We start from the raw sequence: 23,081 nt of genomic DNA, 5'->3' as shown, positions 1-23,081 counted from the left end.
ATTTGAAAGTGTTCTCTCCCATTTTTGTAATACTATCATAACAATTATTTTCTAACTCTAGTTAACTTATATGGTCACACTGTTAAAACAAAACATATCTCGTATTGTTTTTTCATCCTCATTAACGATATTAATATCTTTATGCGCAAGCCAAATAATACCAGGGCAGTCAAATAAGCTCTTTGTTTTGGGAATAGGCTTTCCTTCTGGAACAAACCATTTATGCCCTTGATAACTTGTTAAGCTTTCGAATTTAGGTAGATATTGCGCCTCAAACATTGGCATAATCCCATCGCTATCAACATGTAAAAAAACGATTCTTCCTTCACGTAGTTTAGTCGCATAAGTACAATCAAACATTTTGCCTAAAAAACTGTCAACGGCATATGCAAGCAAATGCGGTTCATAGCATGATTTAAAAAAGCTAGGTGCGACACCCCCGTGCAATCTTGCACCTGCTTCGATCATAACAAATCCTTTATCATCTTTCATAAACTCCATATGCATAGGACCTTTTACTAACTCTAGTGCATTAGCACATTCAATGGCATATTGTACTAAATCATTATATTTCGTATCCGATGGGTCAATTATATCCAAGCAGTGATAGACTAGACCTGTTTCTCCCACTTTAGTATATTTGCAAAGCGATGCGATGAAATACTTACTCTCACTTTTGACCAAATCCACCACATATTCATCCCCTGCAATAAATTCTTGTAATACCAACCCTCGACACTTCTCTCCAATAGCGGTGTCCCGCTGCCAATTATATTGTGCCAAATAAGCATAGATATGTTCAACGCTATCAAACGAAATCACTCCATCTGAACCAGCTGAGTTAAGTGGTTTGATTATCCATCTATTTATACTGTTAATTGAACTGTATTTTAAAAACTTAGTGAGATCTTGATCTTGAGACAGGATTTCGTAGGAGCATATATGGCGTAGATCATTTTCTTTCAATGCTATTTGCATCAAGTATTTATCTCTTCTAATGGATGAGCTTGAAGCTTGATTGGCATTAATTTTGAATAATGAATTGAGTTTGTCGGCAAAATAAACACCCGTTTCACCACCCGCAACTGCAATATATAAACCATGCTGGCTGAAAAAACGAACGCATTCCTCATAACTGTAGAATAAGTGCTTATATTTTGCCTTGTCTAGTGTACCTATAAGATATGCTGGTACTTGTTCATTGGAAATTAAACAATATACATCGTAGCCTTGTGCAGTGAATGCATCTGCATACAACGCACCCGTCGAAAATGGATCTACTATTAAAATATTGTTATTACGCATTTTTAGCTCCTTCATTATACAATTCCAATAGTAATGTTTTGGATGAAACAGATAATATAATTACAAGCATGACCACAATACCAATCACACCAAATAAATAAGAAGCAATGATGTCATTGGCATTTAATGCAGAAAGTATCAATGCAACAAGAATCGGTGATACACCTTGAAAACACATATATGTTGCAGTCGAAAAAGAAGCAATCTTTTCTGCCTCAGATGAGTTTGTTGGAAGTTTCATCAGTTCTTGTCGTAAGGCTATGCGGCAATAGTTCATTGAAAATCCTATGAAAAAACATGCAACCATGACAATAGCTAAAGTGCCTGCCAATCCTGCAATCCAATCACAGACAGCCAAAATAATTGCAAATATAATAACGATTTTACTATGATTTCTAACTAATGATGCACAAAAGGATCCTACACCTGCTACTGCAGAAGCTATTCCTAAATAGACGGCATTCCAAATATAAACTTTTTGAAATACAACAGGCATCAGGATATTAAATGAACTAATCTGAAAACCAATCATTCCCACACCTACTGATAGCACAACTAAAGACATCACAGTATATTTACTAAATTGTCCCGTTGAGCTTAGAGCGTTAGACTCATTATTTTCGTGTTCTGAGGCTTGAAGCTGCTCATGTTCTCCTTTCCAAAGAATCAACAGACTTATTGTTGCCAAAAGTGAAATGATGCTAATCACTTGTGCAAACGACAAAATGTTCAAATAATAAATTAAAATTCCACCTAAAAATGCTCCTAAACACGCTCCTATTTGCACCATAGTTTGCATAAGTCTTGCTGCTATTTCATATTTAAGTTTTCCTGACATGGCTATTATCGTATTATGTTTCTCAAGCGTTGAATTCGTAATAAAACTAGACAGACCTAACAATATCCCCCACATCATTAAATTTAAAAGATCATGTTGTGAAAATACTAATGACGATAACATGATAATGGCATAGATTAATATTCTTTGTACGGCCATATTTTTCAGGGTTTTATCACGTTTTTGGCGGTATATAAATTTCTTAGCAAGAAATGGTAAAAATACCGAAACGCTTAACAAGATACCAATCAACATGGGACTACCTGTCACTTTTAACGAAAACCAAATCATTCCCGTTAACAGCATCAAATCAGTTGAGCTTAATAGCGCAACATAAGTGTAGAATATAGTGAGTGTGACTTTATTATTTTGTTGCATAGACAATCCCTCTTTCCAGTACGATTCCTTCACCTTCATTATAGCATCCTAAAATGCTCAAAACCCATAGTCAATCGTTTAATCAGTGGTTAGATGAGAATTTGATAAAAAAGCTTAAACCGGGTTCAATGGTTATTATGGGTAATGCCTCATTTCATAAAAAGAAAGAGATACAAGCTACTTTAGAGTGTAATAGTCATACGGCATTATTTCTACCAAATTACTTGCCAAATTTTAATCCAATTCAACAAGATTTGTTGTACTGAAGAAACGAAAAATATATGGATCATAGGCATCCATTGATGAAATCATTAAGGAATATGGGTATTTATTGGAATGACCATATGTCTATGATTATACTTTTTAATAACTTGATATAGCTTATTCATCAGGTGCTACAGCTGTTTTGTCATGATTGTCTTTCCAATAAAATTGGTTTTCAATGATAGGTTGCTGATTTTGTGGCATAGCATAATTATGTTCATTAGGATTGTAATATCCTGGTGTTTTAGGTTGAGCGTTGACATCAGGGGCATGAAGTACATTAAATTCATTATGGGTGCAAGCACTTACGCCGATAAGTGTTGCAACAAGAGTAAATAATTTAATTTTCTTAATAAACATCTAAAAATCCTTTTAACGCGCTTTATGTTTTGTGAGTATGATAGAAGGAAGTAGATTTTTCAAGAAAATGCTGTATTTAGGTGGTTGCAAAAAATCAAAATTTGTTAAGATAAGCACATCAATATAATCAAGGTGTTAAAAAAATGAAAAAAGCAATGATATTAAGCACAACGATATTGATGTGCATAAATGCCAATGCAAGTGGTAATGAACAACCTGAATCAAGTATTAGCTTTACTAAAACGTCTGAAATGATCGTTAGCTCGACAACAGCTTTGGTTAATATCACCGTTAACGCTACCGCATTGCAAGATGATAGTTCAATTATTCAGCAATCAGCGATTCAGAGACTTACATCTATCCTACCAAAAATTGACTGGAAAGTAATTGATCTAAAAGAATCACAAGCCGATAGTGGTGCTCAAAATATTAAGCTTGTAATCCAAGCTAGATTAACTGATCAACAAATTAAAACCTTACAGAAAGAATTAAAGAGTAATAACTCTAGTAACAGTCGATTTAAAGTTGACGTTATAAGCTTTAATCCAACACAAGATCAGCTTAACCAAGCTAAAGAAAATATGATGCTTGAGATGTATCAATCCATTGAGCAATATGTCGATACATTTAACAACAAAACAAATAGTCATTATTTTATCCGTTCAATAAACTACAATGCAGATGAAAGCCCATTTGCAAATAAAGCAGTGATGTCCATGAGAACAGATAATGCTGCAATTGAACAATCAAGCGATAATAATGAAGACAATAAAGGGATACAAATCTCTAAAAAAGTCAACATGCGTGCCTATGTAACATTAGCACAAAAAGATGTTCTTACTTCAACTATTAAAAAGGATGTGCAAATGAAAATAGCAACGGTACTGCCACCTGCTTACTTACAAGTTGAGGGTTATAACCAGTGTTTACAAACACAAAATGAAGGTACATGGACTGCATGGTGCATACCGAAAGTGCAACCCAAAAGCTGTAGCGATGACAGCTGGAAAGCATTACTTAAACTTAAAGTACAAGGAAAACTAGATGGCATGGTGAATTGCGACGGGGAGACACAAAAAGAGGTAACAAAAGCCTTAATATAAAAGGCTTTCAAAAATTCAACTTTTACTGTGGGGACATTACAGGGGACACTTAGCTCAATGTGCCTCTGGTTTAATTGACCAAGGTTCAAATTTGTACCATACACCGCATTGCTATGTTATACCCTAACACATTGTTTTTTCCCCATCCGCCATTATTGGCGTGTGACCAATATGTAAACAAACAAGGGAAAGACTGGATTCTGCCACTCCCCAAGTCTGGGGCTTAACCTACTTCATGATTTTTTCGCTATTGATTTCGTTTTTTTATCACTTTTTCCATTTACATATGTGTCAAAAACGAAACGAAATGTATTTTTACTGGTAGCGAGAAAGTGTTTTTTGCGCGTATCACACCCGCTTGCTTTTAAACCTCTGGAAGTACCTTTTCAGATGCCTATTAACTAGACCAGTAGAATATTGATGCCATTTTTATCAATCAAATTTAATAGCTTTAATGCTGAACCGCTAGGCTTTCTCACTCCCTGCTCCCATTTTTTTAAAACCTCTGTACTGACATTTAGGCATCTGGCAAAAACTGGTTGACTCATGTGCTCGCGTAATCGAATGCTTTTAATGTCTTGCCCGTGATATTCCCTTGGAGTAGGAATACATAGCTGTTCAAAAAATGAATCCCGTTTTCCCTGACCATGGTGCTAAAGAAATTGGTAAAGGTTTAGTGGCGAAGATTAAAAAAGATTTGAATCTAAAATAAAGCGAGGTGTGTGATGAAATACAACATGAATATTCAAAAAGACGATAACGGCGAATACCTAGTCACCTTCCCTGATGTGCCCGAGGCTGCTACTACCGTTGATAGCTTAACTGATTTACAAACCCAAGCTGTTGATGCACTTATCTCAGCTTTTGATTTCTACATTGAAGACAAAAAGCCAATTCCCGTGCCTCAGAATATTGGCACAGATTTTGTTACATTACCTGCTGCACTTGCTGCCAAAGTTTATCTTTATAACGAATGGCTTGCATCAAATCTTAAGAAGACAGATATTGCCAATAAAATAGGGATTGCGCCATCAAATTTAGACAGACTGTTTAATTTGCGCTATCGCTGATTGAACAAGCATTAGGCGCTCTAGGTAAGCGCTTAGACATAAAAATAGTTTAGTTTTACCTTGTGGGTACGACTAATCTGTCATACAGTAAGCCTGAAATGGTTCTTGTCGCTGACAAGATGTAAAGGGCAGCTTCACTTAAATGTGATAGATGGTAAAGGTCATTCGTCTCGTTTCACCACAGAGAATTTTACTTCCAAGGTTTCCAATAGGTCGTACGTATCTATATAACTAACCTGAAATTCCCTACACATATTAGGTATAAGAACTTTTCTCTTTGAGTTTAGGTTAAGCCTTTCATGTGTCACGACAGTAGCTTTTAATGTCATTGCTTTTGCAATTAACCATGGATCTGCTCCTTCGATAAAATCATCACATGCCGCTCGCTTATATCCTGATTTGTATATAGAATCAATTATTTGAATATAGTTACTCTGTGTCTCGATGTCACTTACTGGCAAAAAGAAAAAATTGTTTGTTGCCGCCCATTCACTTAAATAATCATTACCCTCTTTCAATTCATCCTTAACACTCTCAATGCTTGCAACCGCAAACTCTTTGTATGAATCGGATAGCCAACGCCAATATTCACAAAATATAGTTGGTCTATAATACTTGTTTTTAGCTTCAATAAAAGTATTTGAGTCGAGCAAATAATCCATTATTCTAATTCCATCGCAAAGCGTTTAAATCTTTCTGGTTTGATATCTAACAGCTTACCAGCATCTCTTAGTAACATTCTTCCACTTAAAGCTTCAGATATGACAGTACTTGAAAACACAAGACCATTCTTTATTTTGGAGGTTTTGTAAAAATCACCTCCATTGGTATTTTTGACTTTAGATTTAGCTTTCTGCTTTTCCAAAGCACGATATTCCGAATACTGTTGCCAATCGATTAGTTTACAATGATACGCTCTTATCATAATAACCATTACACTTACTTGATAATATCGAGCGAGTTCTTTTATTTTTTCGTCATTATTAGGACTGGCTTTCCAACGTTCTATAAAATCTTGATGAGGAACTAAAAATTCCCCTGCCACAGAGTTACAAAATTTCTCTTCTTCTGAAGAATCATTCTCTAAATTAGAAACTCCGCTGCTTCCTATCCATATGTGTGCAAGTTCATGAATCAAAGTAAATAACCGGGCAGTTGCCGCATCTGCTCCGTTAATAAAAATAACAGGTGCTATTTTATCGCTTATTGCAAACCCTCTAAACTCTTGGGGATCTAATACTCTATGCGTATTATTGCCAACTACACCACTACGCATGACCAAAACACCTATAGATTCAATATTTTTTGTTAGCTGACGCTCATAACCGTCCCAACTTAGTGCATTTGAAGATTTAACACCTATATGTTTCCGCATATCTTGCACAATACTTAAAACACTATCTTTAGCACTGAATGAGCCTACAAAGCTTAACTCTTGTGCTCCTGTTGACAGTAAATAATCTCGATACCACTCTTGTTTCAACTCTACTTTAGCTACTACATCTTTCAGCTCTCTTGATGGTTCCAGAATCTTTTTCCCCGCCATTGTACGAAGGTCGGGAATATTAATATCCTGATTAGGTAGGTTAGATAAATACAAGTAACCAAAAGGAATATGAGTAGAATCAGCTAGTTTTTGAGCTTGCTTGAATGTTGGAAAACTTTTACCTTTTTCCCAATCCTCTATTCTGTTTTCTTTAACAGATAATTTCTTTGCTAATTCAAAGCGACTTAGCCCAGCTTGTAATCTAGCCCAAACGATATTATCTGTTTTAACTAGTGCTTGACTCTTCATGTTATTATTTACCGTTAATTATATGAAATAGCTTCTAACTCAAAACAAATTGTAGTTTAGACTTGCAATCTTTTCAACCGTAGCAGTTACAAAACAGTTGATTCAGTAGGCAGATATACGGTTTTTAATATTGGTGGCAATGCCTACAGACTGATTGCTACTATTCATTATAACAGGCAGAAAGTATATACCAGAGCAATTTGGACTCATACAGAATATAGTAAACGTGTAAACCAGATGAAATTAGTAAATGGAGACATATAACGATGTTAGAAGCAAAAAAAACACAGCAGGCGCTTAGCATAGTTGCACCATGGTTTAAACCTCCAGAAAATAGTACCGAATTAAGCCAGCTGATAAATTTATCTATAGAGTTGGCTGACTTTATAGGAGATAACACTCAGCACGAATATCTACCTGTTCTAGAGATAATAGAACAACATATTGCTGATTATGAAAACATGCACTTGCCACAGCTTTCAGAACTAAGTACACCCAATAAATTGGTTAAGTTTTTAATGGCAGAATATAACCTAAAGCAAAAAGACCTTATAAATATCTTTGGCAATCAAGGAAATGTTTCTAAATTTCTAAACGGTCACCGCAAGCTAACCTTAGAGCAAGTTACCAAGCTTAGTAAGCGCTTTAATTTAAGTGCTGATGCTTTTATTTCTTGGGATGACATCAATAACAGTAAATCAATACATTAAAAAGGTACTTTTGAACGGTTGAAAGCAAGCGGGTGTATGACGCGCAAAAAATACTTTCTGTGTGCAATTTTGAGTTGTAGGGTTTAGGTTCGGGGGATAATAATTAGGGGGAAATGCCGACAGTTGCCAAAGGAAACATTGTCACGCGACAGCAAGCAGCTCATACCTCTGGAGTCACAGTCATTACAATTGATAACAGGTAGGCATTACGCGCGTTCCTGAAAATTCAGGAGTCAAGCTTGAGAGTATTTTAACTCGTTTATTTCAGGAGTTAAATTTTGATCATATTCTAACCGCTGGATTTCAGCTGTTACATATCTAAAGTGCCATGGTAAAGCATAGCTATGGATGCTATAGCATCAAAGTTATATTGACTCTATAAATATTTCTCGACCCACATTAAATGATTTTATATGATAAATATTTAATACGCCATTGACTTACTTTTAAGCGTGATATAAACTCGATAACAAGTGGATAATGCTAGATGTATGAAATTGATCTTTATTGAAACGGATATTTTTACTGAAGATGTAAAGGCATTACTTAGTGATGATGAATATGCGGAATTTCAGTCCTATTTGGCTGAAAACCCTCTGATTGGTGATGTGATACAACAAACTGGTGGATTAAGAAAAGTCAGGTGGTCAGCAAAAGGTAAAGGTAAACAAGGTGGTGTTAGAGTTATATACTATTACGTATTACCTGATTCACAGATAAGACTTTTATTGATTTATCAAAAAGGCAAACAAGATGACTTGACACCAGAACAAAAGAAAATATTAAGGCAGTTAAATGAAAGGTGGCAGTGATGGAAAATAAACTTTTTAATCGATTGGTTGAAAGCATGCAACAAATGAATGAAATCATAGATGGAGAGCGCTCTCCATCGCGAGAATTCACAATAAATGCTATGAAAGTAAAAGAGATTCGCAATAAAACTGGGCTATCTCAGGCAAAATTCTCCAGATTGATTAATGTGAAGTTGCCAACCCTAAGAAATTGGGAGCAAGGGCGTAGAGAGCCTACTGGACCTGCTAAAGCTTTGCTAAAAGCAATATCAAAAGATCCAAAACATGTTTTGCTTGCGCTATCCCAATAAAAAAAGATCTTAGGAGATAAACAACATTACGTAGATTTTCTCAACGGGTTATTTAATTATAAAATCATTAGATTTGGTGCAATTTAAGTATCGCCAGAAAAACGAGTGATTTTTTGATATTCATTTTAAAACCTCCTTTCCATTATTGATTTAAATATTGACGTATCCAAGTGTTAGCTTTGCGCCTGGCTAAGTTCGCGCGCTTTATTAGGCAGTCAGTTGCGTGATATTCATCTACCCATACTTGGCAATACCTTTCGATAACTTCATACCTTGAAAACCAAGTGGTATGAACAAGCAGTTGCTTAACATAAGCAGCATCTAATACAGTTATTCCGTATGGCACTAAATCCACCAGTGTTTTTGGTGTTGTTTTTTCGGATACATCTCCGAGGATTTCACCTCCAGAATTGATGTTTTTTTGCTCGTCATTTTTGACGTGTGATTTAATCATTTTTTTGTCACTCCTACCATGGCAAAATGTGTAGATTTTACGATCATATTATTGAAATATTACTGCAACTTTTTTACCCCTAAAAGTTGCAGCACAAATATCATTCAGTTGCAGTTCGTTGCAATAAAAGTTGCAGTTGCAACTTCCTTTTAAAATAAGGGTTTCAGGCATGTTTTTTACCTGATACAGTTGCAAGAAAAGTTGCACGCTTTTTTGAAAAGTTGCAAGTTGCAACGCCCTAAGGGACTGCAACTCTGCAACTATTGCGAAAGTTACTTTAATTATTTCACAAAAAGCATGGCAAAATTTAGCATATAATTTAATCAAACACTCCATTATACGGTCCTTAAAATTCCATCACATTTTTTATGCTTTTGAATGATTCTGGTCACTTGATATTTTTCAAGCCCAAGCTCTCTGGCAATATCAACTTGCTTCATCCCATCATTATGGAGTGCCCACACCTCTTCTTTGATTCCTGCTTCGCAATCTTCATATACCCAGCCATTGCTTGTTAGTGCTGCTTTAAACGGTTTGGCGTCCTCACCATGAAACAATCTTGACTTGGTATGGCTTACCCTAAAGGCAGCGCCGTCTTCTGCACTATAACCTTCTTCATGTTCTAGCTTTATAACTGTGCTAAGCACATCCTCTTTTTTACTAGTTCCCCTTTGGTCGCCGTTTTTATTGGAGTGATGGATAAATAATATTGCTTTGCCTTGCGCACGCCATTTAAGTGCCCAATGTTGAACAGGTATCCAGCTATCTGCCTCATTGTCTCTACCATTGCGGCAAAGTGTGCTGATATTATCAACAATGATTAAATCCACATCATTCACAGCAGCTTCTACAGCCTTCCACCCTGTAGACGTTGCCAAGTCTGGCGGGATTTTATCCTTTAACAAATCGGGGGTGATAATATTTAAATTGTCATCTGCAAACCCTCTACCTTGGTCAATTACCTTTAACCGTTCATGCAGTGCATATGCTGGCATTTCCCCATCAATAAATAAGACCTTAGCTGGGCGCCTGGCTTTCCATTTTAAAAAGCTTCCACCCGTTGCCACGGCGTAGGCAATATTTAAGCTTACATGAGTTTTGCCAACCCCACGCATAGCGTAAATCATGGCTAACCCCTGTTCTTCAATGATTGGATATAAAAGGAACTCCGCGCTTTTAAGGTTTAGTTTTTTAAAATCACCGTATTTAATTGGTACAATTTGCGGCGTTATTATCCCCTGTTCTTTAAGCTCATTTGTTACAAGGTCGCTTGCACTGGCTTGATTGCTTTGTTCATTAAACTGGTTCATGATTGCACCTCCTTTGTTCCTATATATCCCCTTAGCACTAGCCAATCATTCCAATCTGTGCCTGTTTCTTCCGTTTCAAACCTAGGGACGATACAAACAGCATCGGCAGAGTTAGCCGCGTCTCTTGCAGCAAGCACACCGGTGTTTTTGTCATTAAAGCGGTCATTGTCGGCGCATATAACGATTTTACTAAATGGGTGGTACTTGCGTAGGGATAAAGCAACATCTTTTAAATTACCCGCGTCAAAAGCGCAATAAACGCTATCGTTTGGCTGAACCATTGCCAAGCTTGCTGCTGTTGCATAGCCCTCCGCAATTAATATCCTTACATCTTTGCCTTCTCTTACCTGCAAGGGATAGAATCCCGCCTTCTTTCGTCCACCCTTAAAAAAGCGTTTGTCTCCTTGAGGCGAGATTATTTGCAGCGATTGCAGTAATGTATTGGCACCATCATCAAAACCATAAATAGGGACAATTAACGCATTATCCACGCCTTGTAAGTGTGGAGCCCAATGAAGCCCAAAAGAAATAACGCTTTTTTTGACTAAATAAGCATGACTATCTTGCGCCTTCTCTGAGTTATTCAAAATGAACTGGCATTGATGTGCTACTTCTTCTTGCTGCTGTTGCAGCTCAAGCTTCAATCTTTCTGCCTGGTGTATAGCGCACTCATAGGCTGCTGTTCTTTCCGTATGACTCATCTTATCCATATTGGCATGCCATACGTATTTGCTTTGACTCACCCAATCACCAAAAACGGCACACTCTTCACTAATAACAATCAGCCAGCCTGCTTTATTACCCTTTCCTTTGTCTGGAGCGGGGTATCGATTGTAGCCATCTGGATTAATTACACTTGGGGGCGTATAGCCGCATTTAAGCATATATTCTTCAAGCCTCATAGCCTAACCCCCTTTACTTGATTATGTGTACCAGTAAGCTTGCCAATCCACCATTGCGCAATTATTTCACTGATATATAAGCCATTGATTGAGTAATGTAAAAAGCCATTAAAATCTTCATCATTAATAAGTCTATTGATATTTTCTTCTTTATTGACTCCTAGATGTTCACACAAATCCATTGCGGATAGATAAATTGATTCATTATGCTTTCTGGTACTTACTGAACCTTGGAAAATATGAAAATTATATTTAGGCTTTGGCTTAGAGGCTTGTGATAGTTGGTTAATTTCATGCTTAATAATATTCAGTAATGACGATTGATACTCAGCTAAAAAAAGTAAAGAACCATTATCTAGTTTGCTTTTATCCATCGTATTAAGCCAGTTGTTTAATTCAGATAATTTAATAGTCACGTCATCGGCGGTTATATGTAAATATGACGATTTCATTAAGGCTTTTACGGTGTCGTTAAAGTCTAAGTTTAAATCATCCATAATTTTAACGATGGATAAATAGTAATCACCATTTATATAATGGATAGTGATGTTTTTGTCATTGAAAATAATTGTTTTTACTACCATGGTTTAGCTCCGTTTTGGTTATCCTTAAAAATCGGGTGGTTAGAAACTGCCCAAAACGAAACAGCGCGCATTATTCCCATAAAGGTGTTGTATTGATGCGCCCACCCGATTATATGAAACCATGAAGCTATAACTAGCCATAAATGAGATATAATCGTTTGAATATCAAGTTTAACGGTTTGATAAGCTCCGCGTTTTGGTAGTATCTGGGTTTCTAAGCCCGAACGTTTTTGCTGGCTTTCTACGACCAACATTCGCAAGCTTAACAGATTAAAAGCACAAAACCAAGACGGGGCTATTGATATACAATTGCATTGACTGATGTCGTTGGTTTTATCAGTTGGTTCATGAGTGACTGTATAGCGCGGGCTTTGTACTTCTACACCAGTATGAGAATACGAACGCCGCGTTATACGGTTTAGATTATTCATATAATTTGATTCCTTGTTTTGTATTACTAAATTAATCGGGTGGTTAGTAACCTCAAACAAGTAAGGCTGGCGCTATTTCCCATAATGAAACGGGTATTGTATTTACGCCACCACCCGACAACTTGAAAAACAAGTAGCCAAGATGAAAATATATTGATACCATTTATCGCATGATTACGCTTGTTTTTGCAGGTTACTACGCCCGAACGAGCGCAGTATAACATTGTGGGGCGGGAAGTAAACAGGGAATCACCAATGTGATTTCCTTTTACTTTTTGATTAAACTTATTATCAATCATCATTTCACCTCCTTGTTTTTAATTACTAGCTTACAAGCATCATCTTTCTGGCTTTTATCCAAGCTGTAAAACCCCGCGTAAACCTTCACACCATAATGGTCAACGCGGGGTTTTCTAACCATATGGATAATGCATCCCTTTTTACGTAACTGGCTTATGGTTTCAGGTGTATTTAACCCCGCATAGCGACTCAACTCAAGCCTTGACACTTCACCCTTTAAAGCCAACTCTTCAAGTGTCCTTAATTGACGTTTACTTAGTTGAATTTCATTACTTAACATGCCTACACCCCTTTACTCAATTTACCATCACGTGCTTTAATGCGATTATCAATCCATTGATTTACATCCGATTCAAGCCAGCCGCTTGAACGCTCACTTAGCTTTACAGGAGCTGGAAACTTACCCACTTTAGCTAATCGATATATGGATGCAGTTGAAAGGCTTGTTTTTTCAACCACCAACGGTAATTTAATAATATTTAAATTCATGGTTTCCCCTTTTTAATAGACTTTATACAATCACTATTTAACAAGACTTGGCGCCAAGTCTTGGGGTGTATTATGAGAGACAAAAAAGGAAAAGAAAAAGGGGGCTAATATGGGGTAGTCGACCAATCACCCCATATTTACATCCTTATTAAATCAGGGTTTCAGTCATATTGAAAAAAAATGAAAGTCACTCTATATTTAGCATTTTTCGGTTATGTCTTCCATGCTTCTACGTCCAGAATTTAGGTTAAACAGCTGCTGCTTCTTAAAAAAGTCATTAAAAGTAGTTCTTGCTATAGTGAATAACTCTGGTGATGCTTGCTTTAATATTTTATGAATCTCTGCCTTTGTATGGCTTTTTTTTATCGCCCCGAGATTTATGGCAGTTTGCAAAGCTAACTCTCGTTGTTTTTGAACACACTTTAAGACACCATTGCTTGTAGGTTCTGGTGCTTTTTCTTTGCTTGACTTATCCTTATTATTGTTTTCTCGTTTGTTACTCTCTTTCTGCCTGATTTGTGCTTCTTCAAAGGCTATAATGTCTTCACCCTTGAAATATAACTGAGACTCTTTAAATACAGGTGCTTCAATCTTTGGTTCAAGAAGTACAGGATTCCATAACTCTTTGTATATAGCTACAATACAATCATCGTCCATGACATCTTTCCATTTATATGTAGTTATAATATAATCAGCGCCCACGACATCACCAACTTGCAACTGCAAATAACCATTGTAATCTTGAACAAGCACAGTTTTTAGTTCAAGAGGATGGTTTAATAATACCGTGCAATAGGTACCATTTGAGATAATCGAGAGAATTTCGCCACGCGTTTTGTTACCAATTTTGTCAACAATATCGTCATCAATGGGAAATAGAACAGTTGTTATGGATCGCAAAAACAAATTACGCCATGCTTCACTTTCGATAAATTTAAACCTATTGATTTTATACCCCTTAACAGGTAGTGATTTTACAAGCGCTAAATTGCTCAACGCGTGTTTTATTATTTTAATGCTCAATTCGCTATAATTAATTGCCTGGCTGCCTAATTTAATTGAAATTGATATGTATTCTTTACCATCGTAAGATGGCGTCAAGAATGCTTTTAAACCGTGCTTATTAATTAGTTGTGCGATATATTTAGCCTTTGCATTATTATCTGAGAATCCCCAAAGTTCCAAAGGCTCACGCCAACGTTCTAAAAGTTCATGATAAGATAGTTCAGATGGTATTGATAAAAGTTCTTTTATTGGCTTCATTTCACCTTCCTAAGCATCCACTTAATTAAACAGTGCCACGCTGGTGGAAAGTCAGCTATTCGGTAGCGAGCCTAGGCACTGCTTAAGGCGGTATGATATATTATGATACATTTAGATATAAACTTAAACTGAGTAAGGCACATATTGCTTGGTTTAGCTGTAAATTTTTAATACAAATCCATCTAGGAATGTGTAGTTTTAAAAGTGTGGGTAGTCAACCATAACACCAGTTTACACGGTCAACTATTCGGTATTAATGACTTAGATATGTCTTCGTCATCTAATTAAAATTTATCTTGTTTAGATAGTTTTTTGATGGATTTTTTAAAGCTATTGGTTTGTTTAATTATCAAATTCATAATCGCTCACATCATTATTATTAGATTCTGCCTTAGCAATTAACGTATCTCTAATAAATTCATAACTTAGTTCTGGATTCTCTTCTGCCATCTTCCCTATTCTTGCCCAGTACTCAATCTGTTTTGCGCATGAGCGATACATAACAGCGCTTACACTTTGCGCTTGTTTCACCAATTCATCTGATAATCTAACTGATAAAGCCATATAAATTTAGTATTATTCTCAGCCAGTTTTAAAATCAGATAGATTAACCACATTTTTACCATCCCTTAGATTGTCCAAGTAATCCGCCCATATCTGCATCATTCTAGTGCGTTCTTTAATATATTGCGCATGATTATAAGCTGCTTTTACTTTATTGGATTCTGCATGCGCTAGTTGCAACTCTATCATATCCCCATGAAAACCATACATACTTGCCATCTCATAAAGTCGCGTGCTTGCCATATGTCTAAAACCATGAGTATCATGCTTTGGCTTCTCTCCTTCTCGCATTGGCTCCGCACTATTCGATGAATATTTATAACCCATTGCCCTTAATGCTAATCTAAGCGAGTTTATATCAATAGGTTTTTGTGGATTCTTTGCACTTGGAAATACGTGCACACCTTTACTAGAGTATGCTTTCATTTGCTCAATAATAGCCCATGCTTGTTTAGACAAAGGTACTATATGAGCTTTACGCATTTTCATGCGCTCAGGCTTAATATGTATTTGCTTTTCATCTTCGTGTATTTCTTCCCATTCAAGCTTTGCCAATTCACTTGGACGTAACATCACATAGGGGGCGAGTTTTAACGCCATAACAGTAGTATAAAAGCCATGGTAGTTATCAATATCACGCAATAAACTGGCTATATCCTCAGGCTTGGTTACTGCCGCATAGTTTTTGCCTTTTGATACTTTTAAAACGGGGCTAATGCCTGCTACTGGATTATGAGAACATACACCACTAGCCACGCCATAAGCAAAGATTTGCTTAAGATGACTTTTAACCTTATTTCGCTGCTCAAGGTGTCCTTCAACTTCAAAATTTTTTAAAAACCTAACGACTTCTGGCGCGTCTATCTTGTCAATATCCCTTTTACCGAAGGTTGGCAAAATAAAGCGGTTTAGCCTGCTAACGGTTTGCTTGTAGTGACTGGCAGAAAACTCATTCTTCTTGACGTCTAACCAATAGGCAGCGATATGCTCAAGCGTCTTGTCATGTTCTGTTTTTTGTTTGTCTTTATAAGTTTTGGGGTCAACTCCATTAGATAGCAACTCCCTGTACTCTGCTGCTTTTTCTCTTGCGTTTTTTAAGGACAAATCAGGGTAAGTCCCTAAACTAAGTTTATAGGTCTTTCCTGAAAGCTTGTATTTAAACAGAAAAGATTTTGAAACCTCCCTTACACGAAGATATAGCATGCTACCTCTACCATCGCTGTAAAGCTTTTCTTTCCCTGTATACTTCAAACCCTTTATTTTACTATCATTCAGCTGCATAAGTGTCCCCAAATCCAACATTTGGAAATTTTTATTGATAAATTATAGCACAGGGGACACTACAGGGGACAATTAAAAGTAAGTCACTATAAGACGTTATAAAACGTCATGAAATCGAAAAGCCTTGTAAAGTAAGGGTTTAAGGTTAGTATTAAGATGATTTGAAACGTTATAAGATGATTATTTGGTGCGGACGGGGAGACTCGAACTCCCACGGTCACCCGCTGGAACCTAAATCCAGTGCGTCTACCAATTTCGCCACGTCCGCATATCTGGGGTGAACGATGGGACTTGAACCCACGACAACCGGAATCACAATCCGGGGCTCTACCAACTGAGCTACGTCCACCATAAACTCTTTTCATGGTACGCCCGGCAGGATTCGAACCTGCTACCCTCGGCTTAGAAGGCCGATGCTCTATCCAGATGAGCTACGGGCGCATTTTCTCTCCACCATTGACGGTATCCAATCTATGGTCGGAGCAGAGGGATTCGAACCCCCGACCCTCTGGTCCCAAACCAGATGCGCTACCAAACTGCGCTATGCTCCGAATATCGATAATGGTGGCCAGAGGCAGAATCGAACTGCCGACACGAGGATTTTCAGTCCTCTGCTCTACCGACTGAGCTATCTGGCCAATGACGCATATTAAAACGGATTTCCCAAACTCGGTCAAGCACTTTTTTGAATAATTTATTTTATGTCTATAAAGTCATAAAAACCTGAAAATCAAAGGTTTTTATGACTATTTTAAGTGCAAAAATTTTTCTTCTTCCACTAAAATTCGTTACAATAACCCAACTTTAATTCTTACATTCTTAGGGAGTTTAGCTCATCATGCTATCTATTATTGTTGCCTATGATCAAAACCAAGGTATAGGCATTAAAAACAGCTTGCCATGGAAGTTGACCGATGACTTAAAGAATTTCAAAGTCCTCACTCAAAACAATTATATCGTCATGGGACGCAAAACCTTTGATTCAATTGGTCATGCACTTCCCAACCGCAAAAATATTATTCTCACTCGGCAAAAAAAATATACTCAAGAGAACTGTACTGTGATACATGACATCCATGATCTTCTGAATTTAGTACGCGAAAAACCACAGTATGAAATTTTTATTATTGGCGGTGCTGAAATTTACCAAGCTTTCTTACCGTATGTCGATAGACTGTATATTACTAAAGTCAACACCATAAAAAAAGCCGATACTTTTTTTCCACAATGGGATGAAAAGCTCTTTAAGCGTATTGGTCAACGCCATTATCTACAAGATGATAAAAATGAATGCAGTTTTGACTTTGAAGTGTGGGAAAAAACTAATAACAACACCACTATGTAATTGGCACAACGTAACTTTACAAAATATATTGACTTAAATCCCGATCTTTTACCAGATCCCCAAGCTTCTCATCTACATAACTAGCGTTAATCTCAAAATTTTTTTCCATACGGTCAGAAGCATCAAACGAAATCTCTTCTAATAAACGCTCAAGCACAGTATGTAAGCGTCTAGCTCCTATATTTTCTATCTCCTCATTGACGCGATAGGAAATCTCAGCAATACGCGCAATTGCTTCTTGCTCAAATCTCACTTCAACTCCTTCTGTGGCTAACAGCGCAATGTACTGTTTAATCAATGAATAATCAGGCTCCGTTAAGATTCGGAAAAAATCTTCAACCTCTAATGACCGTAACTCAACACGAATCGGTAACCGACCTTGTAATTCAGGAATCAAGTCAGAAGGTTTTGCAACATGAAAGGCACCCGAACCAATAAACAGAATATGGTCTGTCTTAATCATACCATATTTTGTTGACACCGTTGAACCTTCAACCAGTGGTAATAAATCTCGCTGCACACCTTCACGAGAAACATCCGCACCTCGTTGATCTGATCTTCTACACACTTTATCAATTTCATCAATAAAGACAATACCATTTTGCTCGACAGCCTCAATCGCTTTAAGCTTAACATCATCTTCATTAACAAGCTTACTAGCTTCTTCATCTTGCAATAATTTAAGCGCATCTTTAACCTTGACTTTCCTGCGTGTTTTACGATCACCTCCCATAGATGAAAAAATACTTTGTAGTTGATTTGTCATATCCTCCATGCCAGGAGGTCCCATGATTTCCATACCAATTGTAGGTGTTGCAATTTCTATTTCTATTTCTTTATCATTCAACTCACCTGCTTCTAGCTTTTTTCTAAACAGCTGCCTTGTAGTGCTTTCAATTTTTTTATCACTTTCCACTGGCTCGTTGGCAAAGCCAACTTTACTTTCTCTTGCTGATGGCAATAGCGCATCCAAAATTCGCTCTCGTGCAAGCTCTTCTGCTCTTACCGCCACTTTTGCTTTTTCTTGCTCACGAAGCATCTTGATAGCAATATCTGCTAAATCCCGTATAATAGAATCAACGTCTTTCCCAACATAACCTACTTCAGTAAACTTTGTCGCCTCAATTTTGATAAATGGAGCATTAGCAAGCCTTGCTAAGCGCCGTGCAATTTCTGTTTTCCCAACCCCTGTAGGTCCAATCATTAAAATGTTTTTGGGTGTCACTTCTTGGCGCATCCCTTCTTCTAACTGCATTCTGCGCCAACGATTTCTAAGCGCAATGGCAACTGCTTTCTTAGCCTCTTTTTGACCGATAATAAATCGATCTAATTCACTCACAATTTCTTTTGGAGTCATTTGCGACATAACTTCTATCCTCTAAAAATTTAAATTACTATGTTTTTGCTTTATTAGGCAATTTTTCAATTGTTAAATTATGATTGGTATAAATACAAATATCTGCTGCAATATTTAAACTCTTTTTCACAATTTCGTAAGCTGGTAAATCTGTATTATCAACAAGTGCATGTGCTGCAGCTTTAGCAAATGCTGCACCAGAACCAATAGACAAAATACCTTTGTCATCAGCAGCCATTACGTCTCCTGAACCAGAGATCAGTAAAGATTTTGTTTCATCTGCGACAATAATCATTGCCTCAAGTTTACTCATCATTCTATCCAAACGCCATTCACGTACCATTTCAACCGACGCTCGTTCAAGATTGCCTTGATAAAAATCCAATTTCTGTTCAAATTTTTCAAATAGGGTAAACGCATCTGCTGTCGATCCAGCAAAACCTGTTAGTACTTTACCATTACTTAGCCTTCTCACTTTAATAATGTTATCCTTAGCAACTGTGTTACCTAATGTCGCCTGACCATCTCCACCAACAACAACTTCGTCGCCTCTGCGCACACACAAAATTGTTGTGCCCTTCATTTCCAACATAAAACAATTCCCCACTTAGCGTTTGGGTTAAAAAACGTATTGGCAATAGATTGAGCTGATGCTAAAAATTGCAAGAATAAATTTTAAAAAATGCGTCTTGTCATTGCCAAGACCTTATCTATTGCCTGCTAGACCCACACCCTTTACTCTAGATTTTATCTGTATATTGATTATCAGAATAATCAACGTTAGCATTGATGAACCTAAATGGCAAATTTGGAAAAAACACATGGGCACTGAAAAATTTTATAAAACCCTAGCACAGATAGCCGTAATGCTTAAAAATGGTAAAGTGTTAGGATTACCAACAGAATCTGTTTATGGCTTAAGTTGTATTATTCAAAAAGCGGCTGTTGAAAAAGTTATAGCGTTGAAACAGCGCGATTTAAAGAAAGGATTTATTGTATTATCTGGTGACATTTCACATTTATTAGCGTTAATAGATACCGAAAAGCTCAATGAAAAACAGCTAGAAATACTCAGTCAAAGACAAGATAAACCAACGACATGGGTAGTACCAGTGAAACATGAATACCGTTGGTTAACTGGTGATTTTGGTACGATTGCGGTACGTTTAACAGATCATCCACTACTTAAGGAGCTAACAATAACACTAGGATGCGCGATTATCTCAACAAGCGCAAATCTATCCAATCAACCGCCTGCCACTTCCTATGATAAGGTACAACATTATTTTGGTGATCAGCTAGATTATATTCATCCACAACAAAATTTTATTGCAGCAAAACCTTCACGCGTTATCAACCTTATTAGCAACGAGGTTTTAAGAGATTAAAACATTTTTTGCATGATTTTATCTTTAGCAATAAACTGATGGGAAAGTGCAGCTAATATGTGCAAAATGACAAGCACCAATAAAATCATAGCAATAAAAGGGTGCCAGCTAAAAATCTCACGTCCAAGCCCAGGATTTTTCGGTAAGAAATTGGGGATATCAAACCAATAAAAATATTGCCATTTGCTATGAAAGAGTTGTGATGCTATAAAACCTGACAATGACATGAGTAATATACACAAATACAATCCCCAGTGCACCAATTTAGCAAGCATCCGCTGGATGACGGGCATTTCTTTGGGATAGGGAATTTTATTGGAAAATATACGCGTAATGATTAAAAACACAATAAGTAAGAATAAACTTAAACCTATAGATTTATGGATGGTCATGAAAAATGCAGGGTTAAGCTTACTGAACATATCATCAAAGAAAAAGCCAACGATAACTTGTAAAATCACTCCTAGCGCAACAAGTGTATGCAGTAATCGAATAAGAACGTTATATTTTGGCATATCATTATCCTTGTGTTGTTTTTCTCCAAATCATGGAACTTAAAAGTATAAACAAGAAAAATAAGAAATCACTATTAATTACTAGGCAGAACAAGAAATACTGCAAAATGGTTTGTGAGTGATATATACTTAGCACATCAATTGCAAAACAAAATCGCGTTAATGCTATGAAGAATTTATTTAAAATATGGAATAAAAAACCACAGGATAATCATTCAACCAATAACATATATGATGAACAGCCAAAAAAAGTACCGATAACCCAACAAAAGAAACTTGTGTTTATTTGCATTGGAGCAATGATATGTGTTTTGATTTTTGAAATATTTATCATTAAGAATCAAAAAGATATCCTAGCACACCAACAGGTTTTACAAACACATATTGAGGATCAAGCAGGAGAGATTCGCAATACACTCTCTGACATCATACACGCAGAAGCAAAGCAAGTGCGTAAATCAACAGATGCTAAAATTGCTGATTTACAGCAGATGATTCTAAATGGCAATACTGAGGCGGTAACGCAATTACAACAAATACAGATGAAGCTTGATGAAATCCAAAAGCAGACAAAAAACTTAGATAAAGTCAGTGATGAGCTTATGAAGCAAATTGATGCTAAGCTTAAGCATATCTCTAGTAGCGCTCCGGTAATAAATGCAAAATTACCACAACCACAGACAGTAGTAGCGACAAATGAAGATAAAGTTACAAATCGTTATCGCATCTATTCAGTCAATAACTATGGCTTAGTATTACAATCAGAATATGGAGCTTTTACAATTGCAACCATTGGTAAAGTTTTAGCAGATTTAGGCGAAATCACTTCAATAGCAGCAGATGGAGTAGTAGCTGGAGATTATAAAATAATAACTAATCCATCAGGATTTAAACTCAACCAAACAGCAGTTATATCAGCATATCAGTAAATAACATAAAATCAAAATCGTTTAGTTTTTTAGCAACTAAGCGTTAATCTTCTTTTTCATCCCACTCACCTTGTTTACAGCACCTATATTGAATTTTTTCAACACTAAGTGATACAAATATTGCTGGGCAACAAACCCAATAACAAGTGTGGCGATAATAAGCTCAAATACAGCAAGGTAATATATTTGGGCAACGTATTCTGGTGGAAGATGTATAACGGTTTCTGCCCAATGTGCTGTTTTAAATAAAGCTGTTGAGCCAATGGCCATTGGGAACGTAAATGCTGAAAAGCCTGGGCTAAAAGGAAGCGTCATGAGTTTAATAAATGCAATGTAAATTAAAGCAGTCATGAGAATTGCAATACCAACAAGGAGGATAACAACATTTGGCGAAGGATCTTCGATAACAGTCAAGTAACCTGCTAAAGATAAACTTGCAGGTGCAGCAAAAATTGCAATAGTTGGTTTAGACGCATCAGGTATCTCATGACAAAAAATAATGCGATAAAGCATTACAGGTAGTAAAATTGCATAACAAACAAGTCCGAAATAAAGCAAAGTGATTGCCAATGGCTGTAATACCCCACCTGGAAAAGCAACGTCAGCAACAATAATCCCAACTGGTGGTACAAACCATGACGGTACCATGTGATGTAATTCAAAGACTTTCGCTCTGTGAAAGATAAAAGTAGCTAAGAATAACAAATGAATGATCACTGCAATAAGCCATACAATTTCAGCTAGAATATGATTGAAATATTCGATACTATTAGAAATAATCATAAGTGTCATCGCAAATGTAGGGACAACGCTACCAATAACAGGATGAGATAGGTCAGTAAGCAGTTTTTGTGGCCAGAGCATAAATTTACTGGCTACGACTAGGATCAATATTAATGCTATTCCCGCGCTTGTAATCTGCAAAGTATGATGAGTAGAAAGTGCATTTTCAGCACTCCAACCTAAGCCTGATATACCCAATGCCAAACCTGCCATCGGAGTTGGCGTATTTTCTAAAATTGTTTTAATACGTTGTCTCATAAT

31 protein-coding genes, 5 tRNA genes and 1 pseudogene are annotated in these 23,081 nt (G+C 36.7%); 10 read left to right on the top strand and 27 right to left on the bottom strand.

Translation table 11 applies throughout. From position 1 onward, the window contains the following. Positions 1 to 66: 66 nt before the first annotated feature. The gene (locus DNJ77_RS07405; RefSeq protein ID WP_157966641.1) at positions 67 to 1,305 is read right to left on the bottom strand and encodes an ATP-grasp domain-containing protein; all 1,239 of its coding nucleotides are present in this window, start codon (positions 1,303 to 1,305) and stop codon (positions 67 to 69) included. Beyond that, positions 1,298 to 2,560: an MFS transporter gene (locus tag DNJ77_RS07400; protein WP_116964357.1), complete on the bottom strand. Its 1,263-nt coding sequence runs from the start codon at positions 2,558 to 2,560 to the stop codon at positions 1,298 to 1,300. The genes DNJ77_RS07405 and DNJ77_RS07400 overlap by 8 nt, the downstream gene beginning before the upstream one ends. 14 nt (positions 2,561 to 2,574) lie before the next feature. On the opposite strand from DNJ77_RS07400, the gene DNJ77_RS07395 reads away from it, so the two are divergent. Next, positions 2,575 to 2,787 (top strand): transposase, encoded by a 213-nt coding sequence (locus DNJ77_RS07395; RefSeq protein WP_116964356.1) that lies wholly within the window; start codon positions 2,575 to 2,577, stop codon positions 2,785 to 2,787. Positions 2,788 to 2,902: 115 nt separating this feature from the next. Here the strand turns inward: DNJ77_RS07395 and DNJ77_RS07390 are convergent, their stop codons facing one another. Further along, positions 2,903 to 3,145: a hypothetical protein gene (locus DNJ77_RS07390; protein ID WP_116964355.1), complete on the bottom strand. Its 243-nt coding sequence runs from the start codon at positions 3,143 to 3,145 to the stop codon at positions 2,903 to 2,905. A 143-nt stretch (positions 3,146 to 3,288) separates the two neighbouring features. Between DNJ77_RS07390 and DNJ77_RS07385 the strand changes: the two genes are divergently transcribed. Then, positions 3,289 to 4,248 carry a hypothetical protein gene (locus DNJ77_RS07385; RefSeq protein ID WP_116964354.1) on the top strand — a complete coding sequence of 320 codons (960 nt, stop codon included), beginning with the start codon at positions 3,289 to 3,291 and terminating at the stop codon, positions 4,246 to 4,248. A 401-nt stretch (positions 4,249 to 4,649) separates the two neighbouring features. On the opposite strand, the gene DNJ77_RS09950 is transcribed toward DNJ77_RS07385, so the two are convergent. Next, positions 4,650 to 4,796 (bottom strand): helix-turn-helix domain-containing protein, encoded by a 147-nt coding sequence (locus DNJ77_RS09950; protein WP_157966640.1) that lies wholly within the window; start codon positions 4,794 to 4,796, stop codon positions 4,650 to 4,652. A 177-nt stretch (positions 4,797 to 4,973) separates the two neighbouring features. Between DNJ77_RS09950 and DNJ77_RS07375 the strand changes: the two genes are divergently transcribed. Next, the gene (locus tag DNJ77_RS07375) at positions 4,974 to 5,318 is read left to right on the top strand and encodes a type II toxin-antitoxin system HicB family antitoxin (RefSeq protein ID WP_116964353.1); all 345 of its coding nucleotides are present in this window, start codon (positions 4,974 to 4,976) and stop codon (positions 5,316 to 5,318) included. Between the two features lie 161 nt (positions 5,319 to 5,479). Here DNJ77_RS07375 and DNJ77_RS07370 read toward each other — a convergent pair whose 3' ends face one another. Together DNJ77_RS07370 and DNJ77_RS07365 are read right to left on the bottom strand one after the other, a co-directional pair. Continuing rightward, positions 5,480 to 5,980, bottom strand: coding sequence for a DUF4411 family protein (locus DNJ77_RS07370; RefSeq protein WP_116964352.1), 501 nt, complete (start codon positions 5,978 to 5,980; stop codon positions 5,480 to 5,482). Further along, complete coding sequence (locus tag DNJ77_RS07365; RefSeq protein WP_116964351.1) at positions 5,980 to 7,113, bottom strand: XRE family transcriptional regulator; 1,134 nt, start codon at positions 7,111 to 7,113, stop codon at positions 5,980 to 5,982. The genes DNJ77_RS07370 and DNJ77_RS07365 overlap by 1 nt, the downstream gene beginning before the upstream one ends. A gap of 90 nt (positions 7,114 to 7,203) precedes the next feature. On the opposite strand from DNJ77_RS07365, the pseudogene DNJ77_RS10215 reads away from it, so the two are divergent. From DNJ77_RS10215 to DNJ77_RS07345, 4 genes and pseudogenes are all read left to right on the top strand, one after another. Then, positions 7,204 to 7,377 (top strand): annotated as a pseudogene (locus DNJ77_RS10215) (type II toxin-antitoxin system HigB family toxin); the annotation flags it as partial. A 2-nt stretch (positions 7,378 to 7,379) separates the two neighbouring features. Beyond that, the gene (locus DNJ77_RS07355) at positions 7,380 to 7,823 is read left to right on the top strand and encodes a helix-turn-helix domain-containing protein (protein WP_116964350.1); all 444 of its coding nucleotides are present in this window, start codon (positions 7,380 to 7,382) and stop codon (positions 7,821 to 7,823) included. A 491-nt stretch (positions 7,824 to 8,314) separates the two neighbouring features. Then, entirely contained in the window at positions 8,315 to 8,635 is a 321-nt protein-coding gene (locus DNJ77_RS07350) for a type II toxin-antitoxin system RelE/ParE family toxin (RefSeq protein ID WP_239986773.1), read from the top strand. Beyond that, a complete protein-coding gene (locus DNJ77_RS07345; protein WP_116964349.1) occupies positions 8,635 to 8,925 on the top strand; it encodes a helix-turn-helix domain-containing protein in 291 nt (96 codons plus the stop codon). Before DNJ77_RS07350 ends, DNJ77_RS07345 begins: the two co-directional genes overlap by 1 nt. A 142-nt stretch (positions 8,926 to 9,067) precedes the next feature. Here the strand turns inward: DNJ77_RS07345 and DNJ77_RS07340 are convergent, their stop codons facing one another. The 17 genes from DNJ77_RS07340 to DNJ77_RS07255 all read right to left on the bottom strand — a co-directional run bounded on the left by DNJ77_RS07340 (position 9,068) and on the right by DNJ77_RS07255 (position 17,141). Next, positions 9,068 to 9,379: a hypothetical protein gene (locus DNJ77_RS07340; RefSeq protein WP_116964348.1), complete on the bottom strand. Its 312-nt coding sequence runs from the start codon at positions 9,377 to 9,379 to the stop codon at positions 9,068 to 9,070. Positions 9,380 to 9,427: 48 nt separating this feature from the next. Continuing rightward, entirely contained in the window at positions 9,428 to 9,715 is a 288-nt protein-coding gene (locus tag DNJ77_RS07335; RefSeq protein ID WP_116964347.1) for a hypothetical protein, read from the bottom strand. Next, positions 9,715 to 10,689: an AAA family ATPase gene (locus DNJ77_RS07330; RefSeq protein ID WP_116964346.1), complete on the bottom strand. Its 975-nt coding sequence runs from the start codon at positions 10,687 to 10,689 to the stop codon at positions 9,715 to 9,717. Before DNJ77_RS07330 ends, DNJ77_RS07335 begins: the two co-directional genes overlap by 1 nt. Beyond that, positions 10,686 to 11,591 carry a toprim domain-containing protein gene (locus DNJ77_RS07325; RefSeq protein WP_116964345.1) on the bottom strand — a complete coding sequence of 302 codons (906 nt, stop codon included), beginning with the start codon at positions 11,589 to 11,591 and terminating at the stop codon, positions 10,686 to 10,688. The genes DNJ77_RS07330 and DNJ77_RS07325 overlap by 4 nt, the downstream gene beginning before the upstream one ends. Next, complete coding sequence (locus DNJ77_RS07320; RefSeq protein WP_116964344.1) at positions 11,588 to 12,175, bottom strand: hypothetical protein; 588 nt, start codon at positions 12,173 to 12,175, stop codon at positions 11,588 to 11,590. Before DNJ77_RS07320 ends, DNJ77_RS07325 begins: the two co-directional genes overlap by 4 nt. Next, on the bottom strand, positions 12,169 to 12,606 hold the full coding sequence (locus tag DNJ77_RS07315; protein WP_116964343.1) for a hypothetical protein: 438 nt from the start codon (positions 12,604 to 12,606) through the stop codon (positions 12,169 to 12,171). Before DNJ77_RS07315 ends, DNJ77_RS07320 begins: the two co-directional genes overlap by 7 nt. Before the next feature lie 26 nt (positions 12,607 to 12,632). After that, on the bottom strand, positions 12,633 to 12,908 hold the full coding sequence (locus DNJ77_RS07310; RefSeq protein ID WP_116964342.1) for a hypothetical protein: 276 nt from the start codon (positions 12,906 to 12,908) through the stop codon (positions 12,633 to 12,635). After that, complete coding sequence (locus DNJ77_RS07305) at positions 12,905 to 13,186, bottom strand: hypothetical protein (protein ID WP_116964341.1); 282 nt, start codon at positions 13,184 to 13,186, stop codon at positions 12,905 to 12,907. Before DNJ77_RS07305 ends, DNJ77_RS07310 begins: the two co-directional genes overlap by 4 nt. A gap of 2 nt (positions 13,187 to 13,188) precedes the next feature. Next, positions 13,189 to 13,395, bottom strand: coding sequence for a helix-turn-helix transcriptional regulator (locus DNJ77_RS07300; RefSeq protein ID WP_116964340.1), 207 nt, complete (start codon positions 13,393 to 13,395; stop codon positions 13,189 to 13,191). A 198-nt stretch (positions 13,396 to 13,593) separates the two neighbouring features. Continuing rightward, positions 13,594 to 14,658, bottom strand: a complete 1,065-nt coding sequence (locus DNJ77_RS07295) for a hypothetical protein (RefSeq protein ID WP_116964339.1) — start codon at positions 14,656 to 14,658, stop codon at positions 13,594 to 13,596. A gap of 342 nt (positions 14,659 to 15,000) precedes the next feature. Then, entirely contained in the window at positions 15,001 to 15,222 is a 222-nt protein-coding gene (locus DNJ77_RS07285) for a ParD-like family protein (protein WP_116964338.1), read from the bottom strand. A gap of 18 nt (positions 15,223 to 15,240) precedes the next feature. Next, positions 15,241 to 16,503, bottom strand: coding sequence for a tyrosine-type recombinase/integrase (locus DNJ77_RS07280; protein WP_192877947.1), 1,263 nt, complete (start codon positions 16,501 to 16,503; stop codon positions 15,241 to 15,243). Positions 16,504 to 16,688: 185 nt separating this feature from the next. Beyond that, a tRNA-Leu gene (locus DNJ77_RS07275) sits at positions 16,689 to 16,771 on the bottom strand. 5 nt (positions 16,772 to 16,776) lie between these two features. Beyond that, positions 16,777 to 16,852, bottom strand: a tRNA-His gene (locus DNJ77_RS07270). A 15-nt stretch (positions 16,853 to 16,867) separates the two neighbouring features. Continuing rightward, positions 16,868 to 16,944 (bottom strand) — tRNA-Arg (locus DNJ77_RS07265). Positions 16,945 to 16,977: 33 nt separating this feature from the next. Beyond that, a tRNA-Pro gene (locus DNJ77_RS07260) sits at positions 16,978 to 17,054 on the bottom strand. A gap of 11 nt (positions 17,055 to 17,065) precedes the next feature. Then, positions 17,066 to 17,141, bottom strand: a tRNA-Phe gene (locus DNJ77_RS07255). A gap of 200 nt (positions 17,142 to 17,341) precedes the next feature. Between DNJ77_RS07255 and DNJ77_RS07250 the strand changes: the two genes are divergently transcribed. Further along, a complete protein-coding gene (locus DNJ77_RS07250) occupies positions 17,342 to 17,848 on the top strand; it encodes a dihydrofolate reductase (RefSeq protein ID WP_116964336.1) in 507 nt (168 codons plus the stop codon). 16 nt (positions 17,849 to 17,864) lie between these two features. On the opposite strand, the gene hslU is transcribed toward DNJ77_RS07250, so the two are convergent. Together hslU and hslV are read right to left on the bottom strand one after the other, a co-directional pair. Beyond that, positions 17,865 to 19,214 (bottom strand): ATP-dependent protease ATPase subunit HslU, encoded by a 1,350-nt coding sequence (gene hslU / locus DNJ77_RS07245; RefSeq protein ID WP_116964335.1) that lies wholly within the window; start codon positions 19,212 to 19,214, stop codon positions 17,865 to 17,867. 28 nt (positions 19,215 to 19,242) lie between these two features. Next, entirely contained in the window at positions 19,243 to 19,797 is a 555-nt protein-coding gene (hslV, locus tag DNJ77_RS07240) for an ATP-dependent protease subunit HslV (protein WP_116964334.1), read from the bottom strand. 58 nt (positions 19,798 to 19,855) lie between these two features. Here hslV and DNJ77_RS07235 point away from each other — a divergent pair, with 58 nt between their 5' ends. Continuing rightward, a complete protein-coding gene (locus tag DNJ77_RS07235; protein ID WP_116964333.1) occupies positions 19,856 to 20,593 on the top strand; it encodes an L-threonylcarbamoyladenylate synthase in 738 nt (245 codons plus the stop codon). Here DNJ77_RS07235 and DNJ77_RS07230 read toward each other — a convergent pair. Continuing rightward, positions 20,590 to 21,108 (bottom strand): cytochrome b, encoded by a 519-nt coding sequence (locus DNJ77_RS07230; RefSeq protein WP_116964332.1) that lies wholly within the window; start codon positions 21,106 to 21,108, stop codon positions 20,590 to 20,592. The two genes, DNJ77_RS07235 and DNJ77_RS07230, sit on opposite strands and share 4 nt — an antisense overlap. Positions 21,109 to 21,275: 167 nt before the next feature. On the opposite strand from DNJ77_RS07230, the gene DNJ77_RS07225 reads away from it, so the two are divergent. Continuing rightward, positions 21,276 to 22,037, top strand: a complete 762-nt coding sequence (locus tag DNJ77_RS07225; RefSeq protein ID WP_116964331.1) for a hypothetical protein — start codon at positions 21,276 to 21,278, stop codon at positions 22,035 to 22,037. A gap of 36 nt (positions 22,038 to 22,073) precedes the next feature. Here DNJ77_RS07225 and DNJ77_RS07220 read toward each other — a convergent pair whose 3' ends face one another. Then, positions 22,074 to 23,078 carry a TDT family transporter gene (locus DNJ77_RS07220; RefSeq protein ID WP_116964330.1) on the bottom strand — a complete coding sequence of 335 codons (1,005 nt, stop codon included), beginning with the start codon at positions 23,076 to 23,078 and terminating at the stop codon, positions 22,074 to 22,076. Between the last annotated feature and the right edge of the window lie 3 nt (positions 23,079 to 23,081).

Origin of the sequence: Fastidiosibacter lacustris (genome assembly GCF_003428155.1) — a bacterium.
Lineage (GTDB): Bacteria > Pseudomonadota > Gammaproteobacteria > Francisellales > Francisellaceae > Caedibacter > Caedibacter lacustris.
Note: the sequence above shows the minus strand (reverse complement) of the source record. Positions and strands in the feature narration are given on the sequence as shown.